16 protein-coding genes are annotated in these 19,970 nt (G+C 42.5%); 8 read left to right on the forward strand and 8 right to left on the reverse strand.

Going from position 1 to position 19,970, the window contains the following annotated elements:
* Positions 1–16: 16 nt before the first annotated feature.
* From MTO98_RS21080 to MTO98_RS21100, 5 genes are all read left to right on the forward strand, one after another.
* On the forward strand, positions 17–1,165 hold the full coding sequence (locus tag MTO98_RS21080; protein WP_243480961.1) for an exo-alpha-sialidase: 1,149 nt from the start codon (positions 17–19) through the stop codon (positions 1,163–1,165).
* Between the two features lie 134 nt (positions 1,166–1,299).
* The gene (locus MTO98_RS21085; protein ID WP_243480962.1) at positions 1,300–1,959 is read left to right on the forward strand and encodes a hypothetical protein; all 660 of its coding nucleotides are present in this window, start codon (positions 1,300–1,302) and stop codon (positions 1,957–1,959) included.
* Positions 1,960–2,013: 54 nt separating this feature from the next.
* A complete protein-coding gene (locus MTO98_RS21090) occupies positions 2,014–2,934 on the forward strand; it encodes an ABC transporter ATP-binding protein (protein ID WP_243480963.1) in 921 nt (306 codons plus the stop codon).
* On the forward strand, positions 2,927–4,180 hold the full coding sequence (locus MTO98_RS21095; protein WP_243480964.1) for an ABC transporter permease: 1,254 nt from the start codon (positions 2,927–2,929) through the stop codon (positions 4,178–4,180). Before MTO98_RS21090 ends, MTO98_RS21095 begins: the two co-directional genes overlap by 8 nt.
* Positions 4,181–4,291: 111 nt before the next feature.
* Positions 4,292–5,218 carry a Ppx/GppA phosphatase family protein gene (locus MTO98_RS21100; protein ID WP_243480965.1) on the forward strand — a complete coding sequence of 309 codons (927 nt, stop codon included), beginning with the start codon at positions 4,292–4,294 and terminating at the stop codon, positions 5,216–5,218.
* 4 nt (positions 5,219–5,222) lie between these two features.
* On the opposite strand, the gene MTO98_RS21105 is transcribed toward MTO98_RS21100, so the two are convergent.
* From MTO98_RS21105 to MTO98_RS21115, 3 genes are read right to left on the reverse strand one after another with little or no spacing between them, the layout of a single operon-like run.
* Positions 5,223–5,543, reverse strand: a complete 321-nt coding sequence (locus MTO98_RS21105; protein WP_243480966.1) for a hypothetical protein — start codon at positions 5,541–5,543, stop codon at positions 5,223–5,225.
* Complete coding sequence (locus tag MTO98_RS21110) at positions 5,540–6,937, reverse strand: radical SAM protein (RefSeq protein WP_243480967.1); 1,398 nt, start codon at positions 6,935–6,937, stop codon at positions 5,540–5,542. Before MTO98_RS21110 ends, MTO98_RS21105 begins: the two co-directional genes overlap by 4 nt.
* The gene (locus tag MTO98_RS21115; RefSeq protein ID WP_243480968.1) at positions 6,930–7,682 is read right to left on the reverse strand and encodes a prolipoprotein diacylglyceryl transferase; all 753 of its coding nucleotides are present in this window, start codon (positions 7,680–7,682) and stop codon (positions 6,930–6,932) included. Before MTO98_RS21115 ends, MTO98_RS21110 begins: the two co-directional genes overlap by 8 nt.
* 125 nt (positions 7,683–7,807) lie before the next feature.
* Between MTO98_RS21115 and MTO98_RS21120 the strand changes: the two genes are divergently transcribed.
* From MTO98_RS21120 to MTO98_RS21130, 3 genes are all read left to right on the forward strand, one after another.
* On the forward strand, positions 7,808–9,793 hold the full coding sequence (locus MTO98_RS21120; RefSeq protein WP_243480969.1) for a M1 family metallopeptidase: 1,986 nt from the start codon (positions 7,808–7,810) through the stop codon (positions 9,791–9,793).
* 453 nt (positions 9,794–10,246) lie between these two features.
* Positions 10,247–16,621: a LamG-like jellyroll fold domain-containing protein gene (locus MTO98_RS21125; RefSeq protein WP_243480970.1), complete on the forward strand. Its 6,375-nt coding sequence runs from the start codon at positions 10,247–10,249 to the stop codon at positions 16,619–16,621.
* 17 nt (positions 16,622–16,638) lie between these two features.
* On the forward strand, positions 16,639–16,839 hold the full coding sequence (locus MTO98_RS21130; RefSeq protein WP_243480971.1) for a hypothetical protein: 201 nt from the start codon (positions 16,639–16,641) through the stop codon (positions 16,837–16,839).
* Between the two features lie 128 nt (positions 16,840–16,967).
* Here MTO98_RS21130 and MTO98_RS21135 read toward each other — a convergent pair whose 3' ends face one another.
* The 5 genes from MTO98_RS21135 to MTO98_RS21155 form a co-directional block, all read right to left on the reverse strand.
* A complete protein-coding gene (locus MTO98_RS21135; protein ID WP_243480972.1) occupies positions 16,968–17,639 on the reverse strand; it encodes a DUF4136 domain-containing protein in 672 nt (223 codons plus the stop codon).
* A gap of 266 nt (positions 17,640–17,905) precedes the next feature.
* Positions 17,906–18,478, reverse strand: coding sequence for a nucleoside triphosphate pyrophosphatase (locus MTO98_RS21140; protein WP_243480973.1), 573 nt, complete (start codon positions 18,476–18,478; stop codon positions 17,906–17,908).
* 123 nt (positions 18,479–18,601) lie between these two features.
* Positions 18,602–19,123, reverse strand: coding sequence for an HAD family hydrolase (locus MTO98_RS21145; protein ID WP_091211302.1), 522 nt, complete (start codon positions 19,121–19,123; stop codon positions 18,602–18,604).
* 174 nt (positions 19,124–19,297) lie between these two features.
* Positions 19,298–19,540: a Fe-S cluster assembly protein IscX gene (gene iscX, locus MTO98_RS21150; protein ID WP_090524422.1), complete on the reverse strand. Its 243-nt coding sequence runs from the start codon at positions 19,538–19,540 to the stop codon at positions 19,298–19,300.
* Between the two features lie 89 nt (positions 19,541–19,629).
* Complete coding sequence (locus tag MTO98_RS21155) at positions 19,630–19,962, reverse strand: 2Fe-2S iron-sulfur cluster-binding protein (protein WP_091211301.1); 333 nt, start codon at positions 19,960–19,962, stop codon at positions 19,630–19,632.
* Between the last annotated feature and the right edge of the window lie 8 nt (positions 19,963–19,970).

Here is a 19,970-nt window from a genome sequence, read left to right on the forward strand (position 1 = left end):
TGTGTTAATTAGGATCATGTCTGCAAAACTCAAGCTACTTTTTGCTATCAGTCTTTTTCTATCTGCTGTTAATAGTAATGCGCAAACTGTTCCCATCAGCAACAACTACCAAACCGAAACTGGCGTACCCAAGCTAAATATTGAGCGATCAATGGTCTACTCGCCCGATAAAGAATGGCTGTATAATCATCATGCGTCCATTATTCATTTTAAAGACCGCTTTGTGGCTATCTGGAGCGATGGGATGACAGATGAGGATTCGCCGGGGCAAAGAGTTGTTTATGCCATTTCTAAAGATTTTAAACACTGGTCGCCACTGAAAGTATTAGCATCTCCCGGCAAAATCAATGATACGCTTACCGTACTTACTGCCGCCGGGTTTTATCAATATAAAGGGACTTTAGTAGCCTATTATGGCGACTACGACAAACACCGTCAAAACACTCACTTATGGGCTAAAACCAGTACCGACGGCGAACATTGGAGCGAACCGCTTGATATGCACTTACCTGTTGTGCCTAACCATGGCCCGGAAATGACAAACAGCGGGAGATTGATCATTAGCGGTAATTTCACATTCCCTTATACAGACGATCCTCGCGGGCTTTCGGGCTGGAAGCTGAGCAGCTTTTATCCGGATTCGCTTTATCAGCAGGATAACCCGGCTATGTTTTATGCCCCGGCGGCAAAATCAGGCTTGCCGCCACTTTGCGAAGGTTCATTTTTTCAGACAGATGATAATGTACTGCACATGCTTTTAAGGGTAACCGGCAAAGGCTGGAAAGGCCACTTATGGTTAACCGAAAGCAAAGATAATGGCGGCAGTTGGTCGCGGCCGGCAGAGGCTCCTTTTTCGGATAACGACAGTAAATTCCACTTTGGCAGGTTACCGGATAAACGTTTTTATTACGTAGGCATCCCGGATACCCTGCACCATTATGACCGTAACCCGTTGGTACTCTCCCTATCAAAAGATGGTAAAAGCTTTGATAAAAACTATATTATAACTAACGAATTGTATCATCTTAAGAAAGAAGGTTTATGGAAAGGCGGACAATATGGTTATCCCCATACCATTATTTATAAGGGCTATATGTACGTGATTATTTCAAGACAAAAAGAGGCCATTGAAACATTGAGGTTTAGCCTGAGGCAACTGAAATAAACTATCACCAGTTTTATAACAAACGGTGTATTTTGTATCAAAACAATCACGCCGTTTTTTTATTACAATAAACAGTGTTGCCTTATTACCTTTAGGCTAATTGTAATATTTAATAATTTAAACCTATCCTGCTTATGAAACCTACGCGTGATACCGCTTACCTCACCATTGCTGCTTGTGCTATTAGTATGTTGGCTCTGATACTCCTATACGCCATGCAAACTATTTCGTTTACAGTGCCAGATGTAGTAAGACCTTTGCTTTCATTTATGCCCGTTGTTTCTTTTGCATGGCTGATGATATTTGTGATAGGTATTTTAAAATATACTACCGAAAAACCTTTTATAGTTAACCTGTTCATTATTTATATGATCTACAGCGTAGTATCAGGTTTAGTAAACACGGCGATTGCCACTTTTCAAATCAATAGAGAATCATTAATAATATTTTACCAGATACATGGAGCTATCAACTTCCTGATAATAATATGCCTTGTGATTATGGCCTCGTTGTTACGCCCTACGGTGTTCAAGTTGCCAATATTGCTTTTTGCGCTGAGCGAACTATTTATCATACTCTTTTACACGGCTGTGCCGATGATACTACCCCTTATCGGAACATCCAGTTATATTCTCTATTTCCGCTACATAGGGCTCATATACCTGATTGTTCCGTCAACCGGAATTTATATTGCAATAACAGCTCTAAATATGCTTAATAGTCAGCAGTGGCAAAAACCATTTTACGAAATGGACAAACCCGACTGGCCGCCATATGATAAACCGGGCCTGTAACTTTTTTTGCTTAACTTTATCTAACAAGCAAAAAATCTACATAAACCTTGATAAATGCTAAGCATCCGCAACATTGTTAAACAGTACGCCGGTCACCGGGCTTTAAGCGATGTAAGTTTAGAAGTTGAAAGCGGGCAGATCTTCGGCCTGCTTGGCCCTAATGGTGCCGGCAAAACTTCGCTTATCCGTATTGTTAACCAAATCACTGCACCAGATTCGGGCGAGATCTATTTCAATGGTCAAAAGCTCAACCAGTCACATATCGACCGCATCGGTTACCTCCCCGAAGAGCGCGGCCTGTACAAAAAAATGGAGATAGGTGAGCAAATGATCTACCTGGCCCGTTTAAAAGGCTTAAGCCGTGCTGAAGCTCAAAAACGCCTTAAGTTCTGGTTCGAAAAATTGGAAATGGAAACCTGGTGGAAAAAGAAGATAGAAGAACTATCAAAGGGTATGCAGCAAAAAGCTCAATTTGTGGCAACTGTTTTACACGAACCCGATCTGATAATTTTAGACGAGCCTTTTAGCGGATTTGACCCAGTGAACGCCGAACAGATCAAAGACGAGATCCTGGAGTTGAATAAAAAGGGCGCAACCATCCTGTTCTCCACCCACCGCATGGAATCTGTCGAGGAACTCTGCGACGCCATAGCGCTTATCAATAAATCGCACAAAATATTGGATGGTAAGGTTAAACACATTCGCAATTCCTACCGTAACGACACTTATTTTATTGAATATGCAGGTGAACAAATTGTACTTGATGGTACCCAGCCGTTTGAACTGGTAAATGAGACTGGTGGTGATGACGGCAGTCATACTATCAAAATAAAACTGACCAACGGATATGACTCTAATGATGTGTTACAATACCTGATCCCCAAAGTACGGGTAAACATGCTGCAGGAAGTTATTCCGAGCATGCATGAGATCTTCATTGAAAAAGTTAACCTAAACTCTACCAACCATGAATAAAGTACTACTCATTATACAGCGCGAGTATCTTACCCGTGTGCGTAAAAAATCGTTCATCATCATGATTTTCGTGGTGCCGCTGCTGATATTTATCATGGGCGTGGTTATAAAAATGGTTGCCGAGAACAGCGATAAATTATCCAGCTTACAAACAGTTAATGTTATTGATAAAAGCGGCGATTTCGTAAATAAGTTTCATGATGTTACTAATGTAAAATTCACATATGCTCTTACCGATCTTAAGTCATCAAAACAACTGCTGAAGGACAGTGAGGGAATCTCTATTTTATATATTCCTGTAAATTATATGCAGAAAGATTCGGTACAGATCTTTTCGAAAAAGAAAGCGTCTATCCCCCTTTCTGAAGAAATTGAGAAACAGATCAGTGATATCGCTTTTTCAAACAACCTTGTTAAGCATCATATCGATACTGCACTTCTGAGTAACATTAAAAGAGCCAATATATCGGTAAATGCTATTGAAATTTCAGATAAAGGAGATAAAAGTGCTAACATTGGCGCTAACATTTTAATTGGAATCGCCTGTGCTATAATTATTTACATATCGTTGTTTATATATGGCGGACAGGTAATGCGCGGTGTTATTGAAGAAAAAACCAGCCGCATTATTGAGGTAGTGATATCATCGGTAAAACCATTTCAACTCATGCTGGGCAAGATCATCGGTGTTGGCCTGGTGGGATTAACTCAGTTCAGCGCCTGGATAATTTTATCCATCATATCTACCAAAATTGCGGGACACTCTTTAAACTCGCCAACAAGCCCTATGGTAAGTGCACTTGCAGTACTGCAAACTATTCCCTTTGGGTATATAATGTGCTGTTTTATATTTTATTTTTTAAGCGGTTACCTTTTATATGCTGCACTTTTTGCGGCTGTAGGCTCGGCAGTTGACAGCGAAACAGAAACCCAGCAGTTTATGTTTCCCATTACTCTTCCATTGCTGTTCACTTATTTTTTATCAGTATCAGTGTTGTTTCGCGCACCGGATAGTCCGTTGGCGGTATGGCTTTCCATCATTCCGTTTACAGCACCGGTAGCCATGATGGTTCGTCTCCCGTTTGATCCGCCTGGTTGGCAGGTTGCGTTGTCGATGTGTATGATGGTGATCGGTTTTCTGTTTACCACCTATGTTGCTGCGCGGATCTATCGTGTGGGTATATTGATGTACGGTAAAAAAGCAAGCTATAAAGAATTGGCGAAGTGGTTTTTTTATAAAGAATAGGTAAGCTAAAAGCAACTCAAGCGTTTTTGCTTTAGATTCTGGGCTTTCCGCTTAACAAAGCTTTTTGCTTTAAGCCTTCAGCTTTAGGCTCAAAAGGTTTATTTTAGCCATATGAGTAAACGCGTTGCTGTAATGGATTTGGGTACCAATACTTTTCATTTACTAATTGTAGAAGGTGATATCCATAATTATCATGAAATTGTGCACATTACTGAAGCCGTTAAGTTAGGCGAAGGGGGCATTAACAAAGGTCATATTTTACCCGAGGCCTTTCAGCGCGGCGTAAATACCATGCAACGCTTTCATGAACTCATTAAAGCCAATAACGCTACCGATGTAAGGGCTATAGCTACCTCGGCCTTGCGAAGTGCTTCAAACGGTAAAGATTTTATTAAAGAGGTTGAAGCCCAAACGGGAATCGCTATCGAGATCATTAACGGAGAGCAGGAAGCGGACTTTATTTATAATGGCGTAAAATTAAGCGGATGCCTGTCGGCCAAAAACTCACTTATTATGGATATTGGCGGCGGCAGTGTGGAATTTATTTTAGGCAATACCGATAACATTATCTGGAAACAAAGCTTTGAAGTGGGTGCAGCCCGGCTAATGGACCGGTTTCACCATACTGACCCCATCCCTCCGGCATCCATCGAAGCCCTTAACTTATACCTGGAAGACAGCCTGAACGACCTGTTTATCGCCACTGCCGATGCCGAAATTGACACCCTCGTTGGTTCATCAGGCTCATTCGAAACCTTTGCAGGGTTGATAGAAACCGAAAAAGCTAAACCCTTTGACTTAAAGAGTATTCAGCACTATGATTTTGATGAGGAAGATTTATTAACTATCACCAATAAGCTCATCTTTTCAAGCCATAAAGAGCGTGCCGGCAATCCGGGCATTATCCCCGTACGGGTAGATATGATCGTAGCTGCCTCCCTTGTTACACGTTTTATTATGCATGCTTTGGATATTCATAAAGTGAGCATGTGTACTAATTCATTAAAAGAAGGGGTTTTAGCGGGAATGTTGGCGTAGACTATTAAAGTCCGCTGAAATTCAGCATACCTACACATGTCGAAAAACCGATAATTAAAACCATAATAGCGCTTAATAGCCACACCCAGCTTCTATTTATAATAGCAAATATTATACAGGCAAAAAACTGGATGCCAATAAAAAACATATCAAAAATAACCCCGCCATCTTTATTCGTAATTGCACAAATAATGGTGTAAACAGCAAGTACTAACAAATTGTATCCCACTATTTTCATTGCAGGAGACTTTTTATTTTCATTGCCAGGGAATTTGTCCTGATTTTCATTGCGCACATTTTGGGGTGTGTTATTGTCGTCCATCATACAAAAATTTCTCCTCTCAATTGCTCCAGGTATTCCCGTTTATCATCCCTGTAAAAAATATTCATGGTTTCAAAAGGGATGATCTGCATGTCTTTATTTACGATATGCACGCATGATTTTTTAATAGCGCGCACATCAAAGTTTTGCGCGTCGATAAATTGCATAATGATCACCCTGAACAGGTTATCATAGCTTAAACCTGGTGCATCAATTTCCGGCAAACAGCACAGCAGCGAATGTAAATGCTCTTTAGCCTTATCAACCGAATTACCGGTACTGAACATATTGAGTAAATGCCCCTTCAAACGTTCGTCGTTTTCATAAACAATGGTATTCTTTGAATTATCCAACAGGTCATCGGGATTGATCATCCGCGTTAGCGGGATCACCTCACCCCCCAATTTAAGGGCATACCCCATCACCAGGGCATCCGGGTTACAAGGCACCGGGATCAGGTCGTTTTTATTAAAAATATTAGTTTGCTCCAGTATAGCGCTGCGCACTTCGGTTAACGTGTACCTATCGGTTTGTTCATTAAAGTTCTCTAAACGCCCGGCTTGTTGCGTAGGCTGGAAAGTTACCCCGCGTACGCAGGGCTGCTTCAGCGCGTATTCTATTATCGTCCCCAACTCATCCGTATTTAAGCCTTTTTGCAAAGTAACCACCAGCGTTGTTGACAGATTGTATTTGTTAAGATTTTCGATGGCTTTTTGCCTTACCTCGCGCAAATCTTCGCCTCGTAGCTGCTCCAATGCTTCTTTCTTAAATGAATCAAATTGCAGGTAGATCTCAAAATCGGGCATGTAAGTTGCCAGGCGCTTTACAAAATTCTCATCCTTGGCTATGCGAATGCCATTGGTATTCACCATCAGGTGTTTAATAGGCTTTGTTTTGGCAATATCCAGGATCTCGAAAAACTGGGGATGTACGGTAGGTTCTCCCCCGCTGATCTGTACTACGTCGGGCTGCCCTTCATTGGCCACTACAACATCCAGCATTTGTTCAATCTCGGCTAATGTGCGGTGCCTGCCATACGTTGGTGATGACATGGCGTAACATGTTGGGCAGCTTAAATTACAACGGTCTGTTACTTCCACAACTGTAAGACACGAGTGCTGTTCATGATCCTGGCAAAGGCCGCAATCATAAGGGCAGCCATAATGCGTTTTGGCGTTGAATTTAAGCGGCATTTCGCTTCGCTTGGCATAATTACGACAGTTTTTATAGTATTCCACGTCAGTGGCGATCAATACCTTTTCAAACCCATGTTGACGGCAGTTTTTAAGCATGTAAACCTTTTCATCCTCAAAAACAATCTTAGCATCAACCCTGCGTAAACAAGTTGAACAAATACTTAGCGTAAAATCATAATAAATATACGGGCGTTCAGGCATGGTTTATAAGCAGTTTTTTAGGAGATAAAAATACTTTATAATAATACAAAATACCCGCGATAGAAACTAACTGAATTACCGACAAGCCAAAACTGAAAAAATAATCGGGCTTAATAAATTCAACCAGGAGCCTGAAAACAAGATAGCTTGACATAAATACTTTAAATTTTGCGCCATCAGCAAAACTGCGCTTACGTTCAATGAGTTTCAGGGCGATCCAGAGCATCAGCCAGAATACTATTTCATAAAGATTAGTAGGATGCCTGCGGATGCCATCACCAAAATTTATGGCCCATGGCAGATTGGAAGCTATACCGTAAGTCCCGTCTTCCAACCCGGCTAAGAAACAACCGGTACGGCCGATGATCATTGCCAAAATAAGCGGATAAACCATCAAATCGCCCGATGAAACCTTTACACCCAGCTGCTTTTTGGTAAGTTCAACCCCTATCAACCCACCAAGCATGCCGCCCACAATTGTTTTATTACCCATAAAATAGAGAATATTGAAATGAGAGAGTAGTAGTGTCGGGTTTTCAAAGATCCCCACCAGATGCGAACCGGTAAATGCACCTGCGGCGGCCCCGATAAAAATAATAAGCCGATGGTCGGTACTGATCTTATCAGCGGTGTGTTTACGTAACCAGGCATAATACTGGTACCCCAAAAAGTACGAGAGTGTCTCGCAAATAAAATGTACGGGAATAGAGGAGTTGCCTAAAGGTATATTTACAGGGAAGTGCAAGTTTAGCTTTTATAGGTACTAAAATAGTTTTTTTATGACGCCTTTAAGTAAATATCTACCTTAAGTTATCCCATAAATCAAATTTTCCGGGCATCCTTTGTATATTGGGCGCTTAATTACACAGCATGAAATTAAGATTTATCGGCATTGGTTTATTGTCGGTTTTAGCATTTAGCGCGTCGGCGCAAAAAAGAAAACTCAACCCTAACGATACCTCATCAAACTATAATCCGGCAGAGGCATTTTCGCCTATGTTCTATACCGAAAAAGGTAACGATTTCCATTCGGCTAACGGTGCTCCCGGAGCGAGGTACTGGCAAAACCGTGCCGATTATAACCTGAAAGTTACCCTTGATACTGTAAGCAAAACCATCAGCGGTACCGAGGAGATCAACTATACCAATAACAGTCCGGATAACTTGCCTTATCTATGGCTGCAGCTTGACCAAAACACCTATAAACAGGATGCCCGCTCCAACTTTTTCACCGACCATTCGCCGGCTGCCAACCAGCATACAAGTGGCTACCAGATAGAATCTGTATCGGTTGATTATGGCGATGTGGTTAAAGCGGTGCCATTTGTAGTTACCGACGCCCGAATGCAGGTGCGCCTTACGCGTCCGCTGCAAAAAGGGAATATAAAGTTACGCATCAAATATCATTATACTATTCCTGGCGATTTTGGGGCCCGTACCGACTATTGCGATACCAAAAATGGCAAGATCTATGAAATTGCCCAATGGTTTCCGCGGATGTGCGTTTATGACGACAGCCATGGCTGGGACACACTTCCGTTTTTAGGCAGTGGTGAGTTTTATTTAGATTATGGTGATATCGATTACCAGGTAACCGTGCCATGGGATATGATCGTTGCCGGATCGGGCGAATTGCTTAACCCAAAAGAAGTGTTGACCGCTACACAAGCAGCCCGCCTGGACCAGGCCCGCAACAGTGATAAAACCATCATGATCCGTGATTTGGCCGAGGTAAATGATCCGGCCAGCCGCCCGGTTAACAAGGGCACACTTACCTGGCACTTTAAAATGCTTAACACCCGCGATGTTGCCTTTGGTGCATCAAAAGCTTACATATGGGATGCTGCAAGGGTTAATCTCCCCGGCGGTAAAAAATCATTGGCGATGAGCGTTTATCCTGCCGAAAGTTATGGCAATGACGCCTGGGGCCGGGCTACCGAATACCTCAAAAAATCAATAGAATATTTTTCGGAAAAATGGTTTGTGTACCCTTATCCTGTTGCTATTAACGAGGCAGGTATTGCAGGGGGAATGGAATACCCCGGCATTGTATTTGACGGCATTACAGATAAAGGCAGTGTACTTTACTGGGTAACGGCACACGAGATAGGCCATAACTGGTTTCCGATGATTGTGGGTTCAAACGAGCGCCGTTATGCATGGATGGATGAAGGCTTGAACACCTTTATCGACATTTATGCGTCTGATGCATTCAATAAAGGTGAATATGCGCCCAAACGCGACAGTGAATATGCGCCCGGCGGTGGCAATCCTGCCGATGAGATCATCCCTTCACTGCTTGACCCGCAATCGCCAAGTATCATGACGGCTCCTGATGCCATCCCTGAAAAATATCGTCATCCCCTTACTTATTATAAGCCGGCATTTGGACTGGTATTGCTGCGCGAACAGATTTTGGGGAAAGACAGGTTTGACTATGCCTTTAAAAACTACATTAACCAATGGGCTTATAAACACCCGCAACCCGATGACTTTTTCCGCTCGATGGAGAACGGCGCGGGCGAAGACCTTTCCTGGTTTTGGAAAGGCTGGTTTTACAATAACTGGCTGGTTGATATAGCCCTAATTGACGCAAAATATGCCGGAAAGGACGCATCAAAAGGCATCACCATCAACGTAGTGAACAAAGAGCAATTGCCGATGCCATTTACTGTTGAAGTAAAATTTAAAGATGGCAGCAAAAAACGCTTTTACCTGCCGGTAGAAACCTGGCTTCAATCCAGTAAAATCACTTACACATTGCCTACAACACAGGAAGCCGAATCAGTAACCGTTGATCCTGATGCCACCCTGCCCGATCTTAACCGCGGCAACAACATCCAAAAAGTTAAATAAAGTAAACTATATCAGGTATTTCCGTTATTCAAGATGGAAATACCTGGTGTAATTTCAAAAACATCTTCATTTTCTTACCGTCAAAAAGTACCATATCTTAATGGTACAATCACTGTTATTCATGATAATGCTTCTGTAGCTTTTAAAAAAAGAAGAAAACTCACTCCAAACAGGAATATTTAAGATTTTTTTTTGATTTCCCCATTATAAGCTATCTGCGCCTATAAGTTAACAACATGCTTATTGATTAAAACGTTGGTGGAAATTATTCCCCACTATGGGCAAATAATAATTATTAATTAACCACAGTTTAATTTTCATTTTTTCAATAAAATCTTAAATCTATGCAGCCATTTACAACGTAAGTGCCTTATTGAGTGAAATATTGTAGTTTCATGCCAATTTTATTGAATTAGCATCATTATTGCAATTTGCTTCCTAAAACCTATTAGTTTGAAAACACAATTACTCCGAGTTTTGTTTGCCGGGTACCTGCTATGCCTGTTTAACACCGTTACGGCCCAGGAGGTACAATTTACTGCTGCAAACCAGTTTTATTATAATCCTTATGACGATGGCAACATCGGTAGCGTTGGGTATGTACAAGGAGCAGCAAATAAAACTATTCAACTCACTTCAACTACAAGTACATCATTCAATAACACCATAGCATTAACTTCTATTAACGGCGTTAATCAAAAAAACAACATATACGGTTCAATTATCGCTCCCACCCTCGACAGGAATCTTAATAATTACGACTACGAATGGACTTTTCTGTACAAAAACAACTCGTCCACATCGCCCATTGAACCTTATGACAATAGTTTAAGAGCAGGACCTGTAAGCAATGGGGATGCGGCATGGCAATATTGGTTAAGTGCCAGTACCTATGACCAAACATCTCAAACTATCCAGGGGTTTTATATTACACATGTAGGGTCAAACATGATCCTCCGTTACAGAAACAATCAAAATGATATTCGGGATTTAATTACATTTCCTATCACCAACAATGTAATCTGGACGATAAAAGTACAAAGGTTAAACACAGGCAAATGGCAGGTTTGGGCTAATCCCGTTTCAGGCTCAAACACAGAGGCTACTACGCTCATCAATACTACACAAACATTAAGCAGCTCCAATACTTACGCTTACACCATATTTGCTACAACTGATCTAAGACCCAGTGGTAATAATTTTTATTGGGACAACGTAAAATTATATACACGCAGAATGAGCGTTACAAGTGTGAGTTCTACTGCCAACGGTATCACCCAGCCTTCATTTTACGCTGGCCAAACAAACGTAGTTACTTCGGGCATTCAAATAAACACAAGGGGTACCTATACATTTGCAGACATAAACTTCGGCATTACCCCTTCAGGCAGTACTAACATTAATGCATTTTTTACTAACGGGCGTTTATATAAATCAATAGACGATACCTACACCACTACCGGCGATAATTCATTGCTGGCAACAGTAAATATAAACAGCCCCACCATGCAGTCTGCATCTATTAATTCAGGTTCAGGCGATCCAAATTACAGCTCAGGAAATGCCGACGGCTCCTTAACCCGTGTGGCCGACTATTTTTTAGTGGTGGACGTGCTTTCATCTTTAAATTATGGGAACCCGCCTCCATACAATACTTATACACAAACCGGCGCGGTTCAAATCAGAACAACCGATTATACCAACCCTACTTATAACGGATATACAAATAATTCAACAACGGGCAATAACATTGTATCGTTCACTAATGTGGCTCCGCCTACAGCCGCCGCAGTATCACGTTGCGGTGCCGGGCAGGTAACGCTAACAGCATCAGGCGGGTCGCCGTCAGGTGGCACTTACAAGTGGTATACCGCTGCAACCGGCGGAACCGCTGTAGCTACCGGTACTTCTTATTCACCATCAATAGTAACCACCACTACATTTTATGTAACTTATAACTCGGGTGGCAGCGAAAGCAGCCGGATAGCAGTAACCGCTACTATTAACCCGGTAGTAAGTTCGCCCTTAAGTAATGCTGCAATTTCATATTCATTCAGCAACAATACAAAAGATGTTTCCGGGAATCAAAATGATGGGATACCGCAGGGCTCGCCTTCTTTAACTACAGACAGGTATGGATTTGCCAATAGCGCATACAGCTTTAACGGCACTTCTCAGTGGATGACATCAACAACGCAAATTGCCGGTCCGCAAACTTTTACCATAAGCATGTGGTTTAAAACCACAACAACATCTGGCGGAAAGCTGATAAGCTTTAGCGACGGACAAAGTGTTGCTGCGTCAGGCGGATATGACCGTCACCTTTATATGACCAACAGCGGCCAGTTAATATTTGGCGTTTACAATGGAGCCACACGCACAGTGGCCTCCCCTTTAAGTTACAACGATGGCAACTGGCACCATGTGGTTGTTACCTTCGGAACAACATCGGGCATAGTAATGTATGTAGATAATAGTTCTGTTAGTACTTTAGCCTACTACGCGGCCGAAACAAGAAGCGGTTACTGGAAAATAGGTTTCGATGATCTGGGCGGTTCATGGCCATCAGTTCCAACAAGCAAGTACTTTTCAGGCACAATTGACGATGTAGCAGTGTACAACACAGAGCTATCATCGTCGGCAGTATCCGCTTTAAATGATGTAAACCAGATAGGTAGCTACACAGCCGTTTGCGCAGGAAGCCCTATCAGCATTTATGCCCCAACAATTACCGGTGCCACCTATAGCTGGACAAGCCCCGGAGGCGGCACCGCTTCAGGTAATCCTGGTGTATTTTCAAGCGCAACAGCAGGTGCATATACCTTAACTGTAACAGGCGGCCCTGGCGGCTGTTCGTCGGTTGCTACTTATACTCCAACGGTAACCAGCATACCGGGCAATTCTTTTACGGCAACATCGCCGGTTGCGGTTGCTACAGGGAGTTCTACCGTTACCCTTACCAGTACTTATGATGCTTCTGCAACTTATACATTGTCATTTGACGGTGGTGTAGCAACGGGTACTACACAAACCTCATACAACGTTATCTGGGCTACAACAGGCACTAAAACGGTGAGCCTTACGGTTAGTAAGGGTTCATGCTCAAGCACGACTACCCAAACCGTAGTGGTTGGCATAGCCGGGCCGGTTGTAAGCGGCACTACACTGTGCGGTGCCGGTACTGCAACGCTTTCAGTAACAGGTGCAACTCCAGGCGTTACCTATAACTGGTATATAAATAACACAACAACAACCGCTTTACAAAGCAGTACTTCAACAAGTTATACGCCGTTTGTTGGCGGAACTACCACTTTTTATGTTTCTTCAACAGCAGGCACGGTAACCAGCGTGCGTACACCGGTTACGGTTACAGTAAATCCAAAAGCATCATCCTCTATCAACAGCCCGATGCTGAGCTATCCATTTGAAAATGGCAGTTTAACTGATTGGTCGGGTTTAACCAACACCGGTACATTACAGGGTACAACCCTGCCTACAACTGTTGCCGACAGGAACGGTTTGGCCAATGGGGCCTATAGCTTTAACGGAACTAACGCAAGCCCTCAATACATATCAACCACTACACAATACGTTCCGCTGGTATTTAGCTATAGCATTTGGTTTAAAACAACTGTTGCGGGCGGGAAGCTTATAGGTATAGGCGGTAATCAAACAGGCAGTAACGCCACTCAAGACCGCAACCTGTACATGAATGATGCGGGCCTGCTTTATTATGGCGTATACAACAACGGTGTAGTAACTATCAATACTACCAAAGCCTATAATGACGGCTTATGGCACCATGTTATTGTTACCAATGGCCCAACCAACGGCATGCGTATTTATGTGGATGGAACATTACAGGCATCAACCAACACTTATACTGTTCCACAACAAATTAATGAGTTTTGGCGTATAGGGGGCGATAACCTTCAAGGCTGGCCAAGCCGCCCGGCAAATGATTACTTTGTTGGCGTGCTTGACGACGTAGCTATTTACAACCACGAGCTTTCGGCTACTGAAGCCGCATCAAATGATATGAACCTGTATAAGTTCTCGGCGGGGTATTGTGCAAATAATCCGTTAATTATAACAGCACAAACTATGACAGGCGCTACTTACAGCTGGGTTGACAATGCCAATACCAGCCTTACAGGCAGCGGCAACCCGGTTACTTTCAGCAAGGCTACTACTACAAATTATACCCTTACTACAACTGTAAATGGTTGTACTCAAAATACGGCCATAGTAACCCCAACAATGCAAACCTATACCTGGACGGGTGCAGCCGGTACTACCGCGGTTGGTACGGATAACAACTGGACAAATACTTCAACAGGCATAGCCGGTCAGGCACCTAAATTGGATGGTACCGAAGCAATTATCATCGGCACCGCTTCAACAGGTTTCTACCCGGTTTTAACAGCCAATAAAAGCGCTTACACACTTACTGTCAACAGCGGCGCTAAACTTGATCTCGGCGGCTTTACTTTAAATGTTGGCTGTAATATATTTAATAGTGCAGGCGGCATTTTAACAATGGGCACAGGTGCTAATTTCAATGCTTCCGGTATTACCTGGAACGGCGCATCACCAAATACCAATCAGTCATTTACCGGTTCAGGCACGGCAAACTCGTCGCAGTTAGGTAACATGACGGTGAGCAACACAGCCACCGGCGGCAATGTAACTGTAACTACAGGCAAGCTTGATCTGTATAACGTACTAACCATGAGCAGCGGCAATCTTATTGTTAGTTCGCCGGCTACTGTTACATTGAAAAGCCTGGCAACGCAATCGGCTACGGTAGCTGCAATTCCTTCGGGCTTAAGTATTACGGGTAATTTCAGTGTTGAAAGGTACATTGCCGGCGGTGCGTCAAAAAGGGGCTATCGCCTGTTAACCTCACCGGTTAACAATGGGTCAGGTATTTTCACTGTTAATTATTTTAAAAACTCAGCATATGTAACGGGGACAACAACAACCTCGGGCGGCTTTGATCTTTCGCCAAATGCTAACAACCCAACCATATACTTTTTCAGGGAAAACCTTGCTTCATCAAATTCAAGCTTCACCAGCGGAAACTACAGAGGGCTCAACAATTTAAATGGTGCCCCAAATTATACATTTGACGGCGAAACAGGCACATTCACTTTGCCAGTAGGTAATGCATTCCTCTTCTTTTTCAGAGGAGACCGCGCCGTTGCCGATATAGCAACAGAAACCGTTGCATCCTATATACCAACAGGTACCACTTTTACTACTACAGGCACCTTAAATACCGGCAATATAACAGTTAAACACTGGTACAATCAATCTTCAACCCTGATGTACAGTAATACTACAGGTAGTAAGGTTTCGGGCTATAACTTAGTTGGCAATCCTTATGCAAGTACTATTAATATTGAAAAGTTTAACAGGCAATCGGCACAAGCTAAATCATCAATTTATGGAGGTGGCTTCCCTGATGAATCAGCTGCAACATTAAGCAGTCCGCTTAAAATATGGGTTTACAATCCAACAACCAAACAATATTCAACCTACGAGCAAAAGAAAACCACAATCGCGTCGGCAGATACTGTATCAACCTTAAATCCGGGCATATCAAGTGATGGTTTTGCAAGTAATATGATAGCAACCGGACAAGGGTTTTATGTAAGGGCAACAGCAACCGGGCAATCGCTAACTTTCAGAGAGTCGGCAAAAACAAATGTGCAGCCAAGCAACAGTTCGTTGAATGCCATTTTAAGCGCGCCGGACAGGCCTGTTTTAGCATCCACGTCAAAAATGGCGAGTTTTGCAACAATGCAGCCTCAATCGGATGCCAGTGATGCAGAGCCAAGGTTACGTTTCAGGCTCATAAAAGACACCCTTAATGTCGATGCAGTAGTAATTGCGCTTGATAAAGATATCAGCCCGCTGTTTCAAATTGAAAAAGATGCTGAGGACCTTGGCGGCAGCGGCGCTTTGGTTAGCCTGTCGGTATTTTCGGCCGATAGTGTTAAAGCAACTATTCACCGCCGTCCTTTTCCGCATAAGCAGCAAGAAGTAATTCCTTTATTTGCTGATGCCACGGCATCAGGCCCATATCAGTTAAAACTATCCGACTTGACAGACCTTCCGGATATTTATGAAGTTTGGTTAAAAGATAGCTTTACCAAAGATTCGCTGGACATTAAAAACAACCGTCTATATAACTTCACCATTGATAAAGGAAATGCAGCCACATTTGGTAAAGATCGTTTTTCTATAGTTCTGCGCCAGAATCCGGCACTGGCTTTGCAGTTGCTTGATTTCAATGCTGCTAAAATTGCGGCGGGTGCCCAAACAAAATGGACCGTAAAAAACGAAGCTAACTATACTACTTTCACTGTACAAAAAAGCACCGATAACGGAACTACATGGCAAAAGATTGATGTAATTCAATCAAATAACCTGGGCAGCTATGAATACACAGACATTAATCCTGCCAAAGGGCTTAACAAATATCGCCTGCAACTTACCGATCTTAATAACGACATCACTTTTTCGAAAGATGCATCGCTGATGTATGCCAACACCAATAATACTATAGGAAACAACTGGTTAACTGTTTATCCCAATCCAACAGCCGAGAGCATCAATATAAAGATTGCCCAGCCAAACGCTTCGTCAGATTATAATATTCAGCTAACTAACAGTAGTGGTATGCTATTAAAAACCGTAAATATTACCCAACTTTACTGGAAAAATAATATTAGTAACTTTGTACCCGGAACTTATATAATTAAAGTTATTGATAATAAAACCAAGCAGTTAGTTGGGGTTAGTAAATTTGTAAAATTATAATAAAAGATATTGTGAGCATGGTTAAGAAAATATTTGTAACTACCCTGATATTTGTAATAACAGCACTAAGTTGCTTTGCCCAGTTAGAGGATCCCTGTGATCCGACTGATAATGACGCGTTTTGCCCACTCGATACCTGGGTAATTGTGTTAGCAGTTGCAGCATTCCTATTTGCTGCTACCCATTTATACCGTAAACAAAAACCTTTACAGGCATAAACCAAATGGAGTTTATACTATAGCATAAACATAACTATCAACGGATTTGCGCCGCAAACAAAAATCCCTTCAGGTTTAGCGCCCGAAGGGATTTTTGCATTAGTTCAATAAATTGATCAGCAAATTTCTTATGCTTTTTTCATTGGTACCTGAGGCTGTTGTTGTACCTGGTTAAGTTCCAACTGTTCAATAATGCCGCTAACAACTTTTGGCAACTCTTTTACAGTTCTTTGCGGATTGTGCAACTCACCAACACCGAAGCCACGCCATACCAATTTACGTGATCTGGCATCCATAATGTCGATAATCAAGGTACCCTCTTTGTAAGGTACCCGGGCATAACCACCGCCGCCATAGCCGTAACCATATCCATAAGGATACCCCCAGCCCCAACCGCCGCCGTAAAATCCACGATAGCCCCAGCCACCGCCCCAACCCCAGCCAAAACCCAAACCGAAGCCCGGATAGCCGCCATAGTAGGCAGGATAAAACTCAGTTTTCATGCCCCTGCCGGTAATTGTAGTATAACTTACCATCAGATCAGGGTTGCTTTCCCTGAATTTCAAACCTTTGTTTTCCAATGCTGAAATTGCTGCATCCTTAACTCTTTCATCAGCCACTTCCTTTTTCAAAACTGCGCCGGCTTTATTGGTCATGGTTGCAGGAGGTAGCCAGGCAAATGTGCGGTAAGCGGATAAATCGGTTTTGTTACGGGCAGCGGTGTAATAATTGTAACTGCTGCAAGCAGACAAGGCGGCCACCAGCAAAAACACCAGCCTTGTATTAATAGTTTTTCTCATGACAAATTACTCCCTTTATTTGAAATATTAGACTGCGCAGGAAACAAAGGTTTAATTTAAATAATTATTTATTTAAATATGCCGGTAAAACCCGCTTTATCAAAAAGTATCGATATTTAGCTAAAATGTTACGACGATTAAATTGTTAAAAACATTAACCAGTGCGGGTACGGAGAAGTTCAGTATACCGAAAAAACTCGCGGGTGTAAGTATGATTGATTTAGCAATGCGCGGAAAAACAGTTTGTACTTGCCCGACCAGGAAAATTATTTACCTAAGTTTACCAGCTGTGCATAAACCTTTTCGGTAGGCAAACCAACAACGTTTGTGTAGGAGCCTTCAATCCGTTCGATACCTATCAGGCCAATCAGCTCCTGGATGCCATAAGACCCGGCCTTATCAAGCGGCTGATATTTATCTACATAATTGATGATCTCGGCATCCGACAGCTTGCGGAAAAACACTTCGGTAAGATCAAAAAAATTGTTGTAACGCCCTTTATACAGCAAACATACACCGGTAATTACCTGGTGCACCCTACCCGATAGCCTTTGCAGCATTTCAATAGCATGTTCGCGGGTTTCGGGCTTACCCAGTATAAGACCATCGATGCAAACTATGGTATCGGCAGTGAGCACTACCTCATTCCCTATTGTTTCGTCAAACGCTTCAGCCTTTTTTCGGGCTATATGTAAAGCAACCTCCGGTGGGGTTAAGCCTTCCGGAAACGACTCATCAACATCTTTAAGTACAACCCTGAAATCAATATCCATAAGCCGGAGCAGTTCCTGGCGCCTTGGCGATTTTGATGCGAGAATTACGGGAGGGATGTTGAGCATGTTGAATTGTTATTTTTTCATGTCATTGCGAGCGATAGCCTGGCAATCGCATGCTATACAGGGCGGAGCTGCAAAGTTCGCGATTGCTTCGTACCTCGCAATGACATATCTATTATTGTAAAACTACCAGCTATATGCTTGCTTGCTCATCCATTTGTCCTGAACCTTGAGCACTTTTTCGATGATATCACGAGCACAGCCTTTGCCACCGCCATAAGGCGATACATAGGCACTAACCGCTTTGATCTCTTCAACGGCATCGGCAGGGCAAACAGGTAAACCTGCAAGTTTCATTACTTCCAGGTCTGGGATATCATCGCCCATGTATAATACATTGGTAGCAATGATACTTTTTTCTTCAAGGTAGATCTTAAACCTTTGCGATTTGGTATGCGTCCCCATATAAACATCCTGAATCCCCAGGCTGTTTAAGCGGTACATAGCACTTTTTGAGCGGCTGCCAGATATGGCACAAACATTATAACCACATTTAACAGCTAACTGCAGCGCATAACCATCTTTAATGTTAAAAGCACGACTTTGTTCTCCCGACTCCGTTACAAAAACAGACCCATCGGTTAAAACACCGTCCACATCAAAAATGAGGGTAGTAATATCTTTTAATTTATTCAGGAACGATTCCATTATTTTTTTGTTTTCACCGATAACTGATTGGTTTCACCGATCTTTTTTGTCGGAATTCCATTGATCATTATGGTGATTTAACTTTTTCCTTCTGCCTGCAGAATTGCTAAAAACTATGCCAACTATTAAAGCTACAGCTTAACTGCAAACCAACAGCTCAAAACTGCAATTGAACTATTGATTATCGCGCCACTCGTATACCCAGGCCGACTGGATCTGTTCCAGGTGGCCTTCGTTTGATTCGGCACGGGTACCTGCAAAATTAGGCAGGCTCAATACCCACTCCAACAGTTCGGTAAAACGGATGCGGTATATTTTTGATTCGTCAAAATCGTCACCAAACTTTTCATAAAGTTCAATGGCAATATCTTCATAATCATTCCAATGAATTGGCAAAGCAAATTTGTTGTCGCTCATTTTTATTGATTTTTCGTACTAACTGGGGTTACACTAATACGCTGTAAGTTATACGTTTTATTTATGTTTTAAACGGATCGATGCAAATATTAGTGGCCTAAAAACTGCGACTGATCAGGCAATGTGACTTCGATGTCACCATCAACAATCACACACTGACAACCCAGGCGCGAGTTGATACGCGGGTTAACAGCCCTGTCAATAAAATCCTCTTCCTTATCCGATATTTCCTGGATGTTATCCATCCCCTTGTTTACGTAAACGTGACATGTGCTGCATCCGCAAACACCACCACAATTGTGCTGTAGTTCGATGCCATTCTCCAGGCATACGTCTAATACAGATTCTCCTTCGGCAATTGGCAACTCAACACTTTCGTGCCCTTTTTCCTCGAAATTGACCTTTATTTTATAAATGTTCATTTAAGCAA

The sequence above is a fragment of the Mucilaginibacter sp. SMC90 genome, from assembly GCF_022811725.1.
Classification (GTDB): domain Bacteria; phylum Bacteroidota; class Bacteroidia; order Sphingobacteriales; family Sphingobacteriaceae; genus Mucilaginibacter.

Excerpts from the sequence above, each read along its gene's own strand:
- MTO98_RS21080 (WP_243480961.1), top strand. The coding sequence starts at position 17 with ATGTCTGCAAAACTCAAGCTACTTTTTGCTATCAGTCTTTTTCTATCT.
- MTO98_RS21085 (WP_243480962.1), top strand. The coding sequence starts at position 1,300 with ATGAAACCTACGCGTGATACCGCTTACCTCACCATTGCTGCTTGTGCT.
- MTO98_RS21090 (WP_243480963.1), top strand. The coding sequence starts at position 2,014 with ATGCTAAGCATCCGCAACATTGTTAAACAGTACGCCGGTCACCGGGCT.
- MTO98_RS21095 (WP_243480964.1), top strand. The coding sequence starts at position 2,927 with ATGAATAAAGTACTACTCATTATACAGCGCGAGTATCTTACCCGTGTG.
- MTO98_RS21100 (WP_243480965.1), top strand. The coding sequence starts at position 4,292 with ATGAGTAAACGCGTTGCTGTAATGGATTTGGGTACCAATACTTTTCAT.
- MTO98_RS21105 (WP_243480966.1), bottom strand. The coding sequence starts at position 5,543 with ATGATGGACGACAATAACACACCCCAAAATGTGCGCAATGAAAATCAG.
- MTO98_RS21110 (WP_243480967.1), bottom strand. The coding sequence starts at position 6,937 with ATGCCTGAACGCCCGTATATTTATTATGATTTTACGCTAAGTATTTGT.
- MTO98_RS21120 (WP_243480969.1), top strand. The coding sequence starts at position 7,808 with ATGAAATTAAGATTTATCGGCATTGGTTTATTGTCGGTTTTAGCATTT.
- MTO98_RS21130 (WP_243480971.1), top strand. The coding sequence starts at position 16,639 with ATGGTTAAGAAAATATTTGTAACTACCCTGATATTTGTAATAACAGCA.
- MTO98_RS21135 (WP_243480972.1), bottom strand. The coding sequence starts at position 17,639 with ATGAGAAAAACTATTAATACAAGGCTGGTGTTTTTGCTGGTGGCCGCC.
- MTO98_RS21140 (WP_243480973.1), bottom strand. The coding sequence starts at position 18,478 with ATGCTCAACATCCCTCCCGTAATTCTCGCATCAAAATCGCCAAGGCGC.
- MTO98_RS21145 (WP_091211302.1), bottom strand. The coding sequence starts at position 19,123 with ATGGAATCGTTCCTGAATAAATTAAAAGATATTACTACCCTCATTTTT.
- iscX (WP_090524422.1), bottom strand. The coding sequence starts at position 19,540 with ATGAGCGACAACAAATTTGCTTTGCCAATTCATTGGAATGATTATGAA.
- MTO98_RS21155 (WP_091211301.1), bottom strand. The coding sequence starts at position 19,962 with ATGAACATTTATAAAATAAAGGTCAATTTCGAGGAAAAAGGGCACGAA.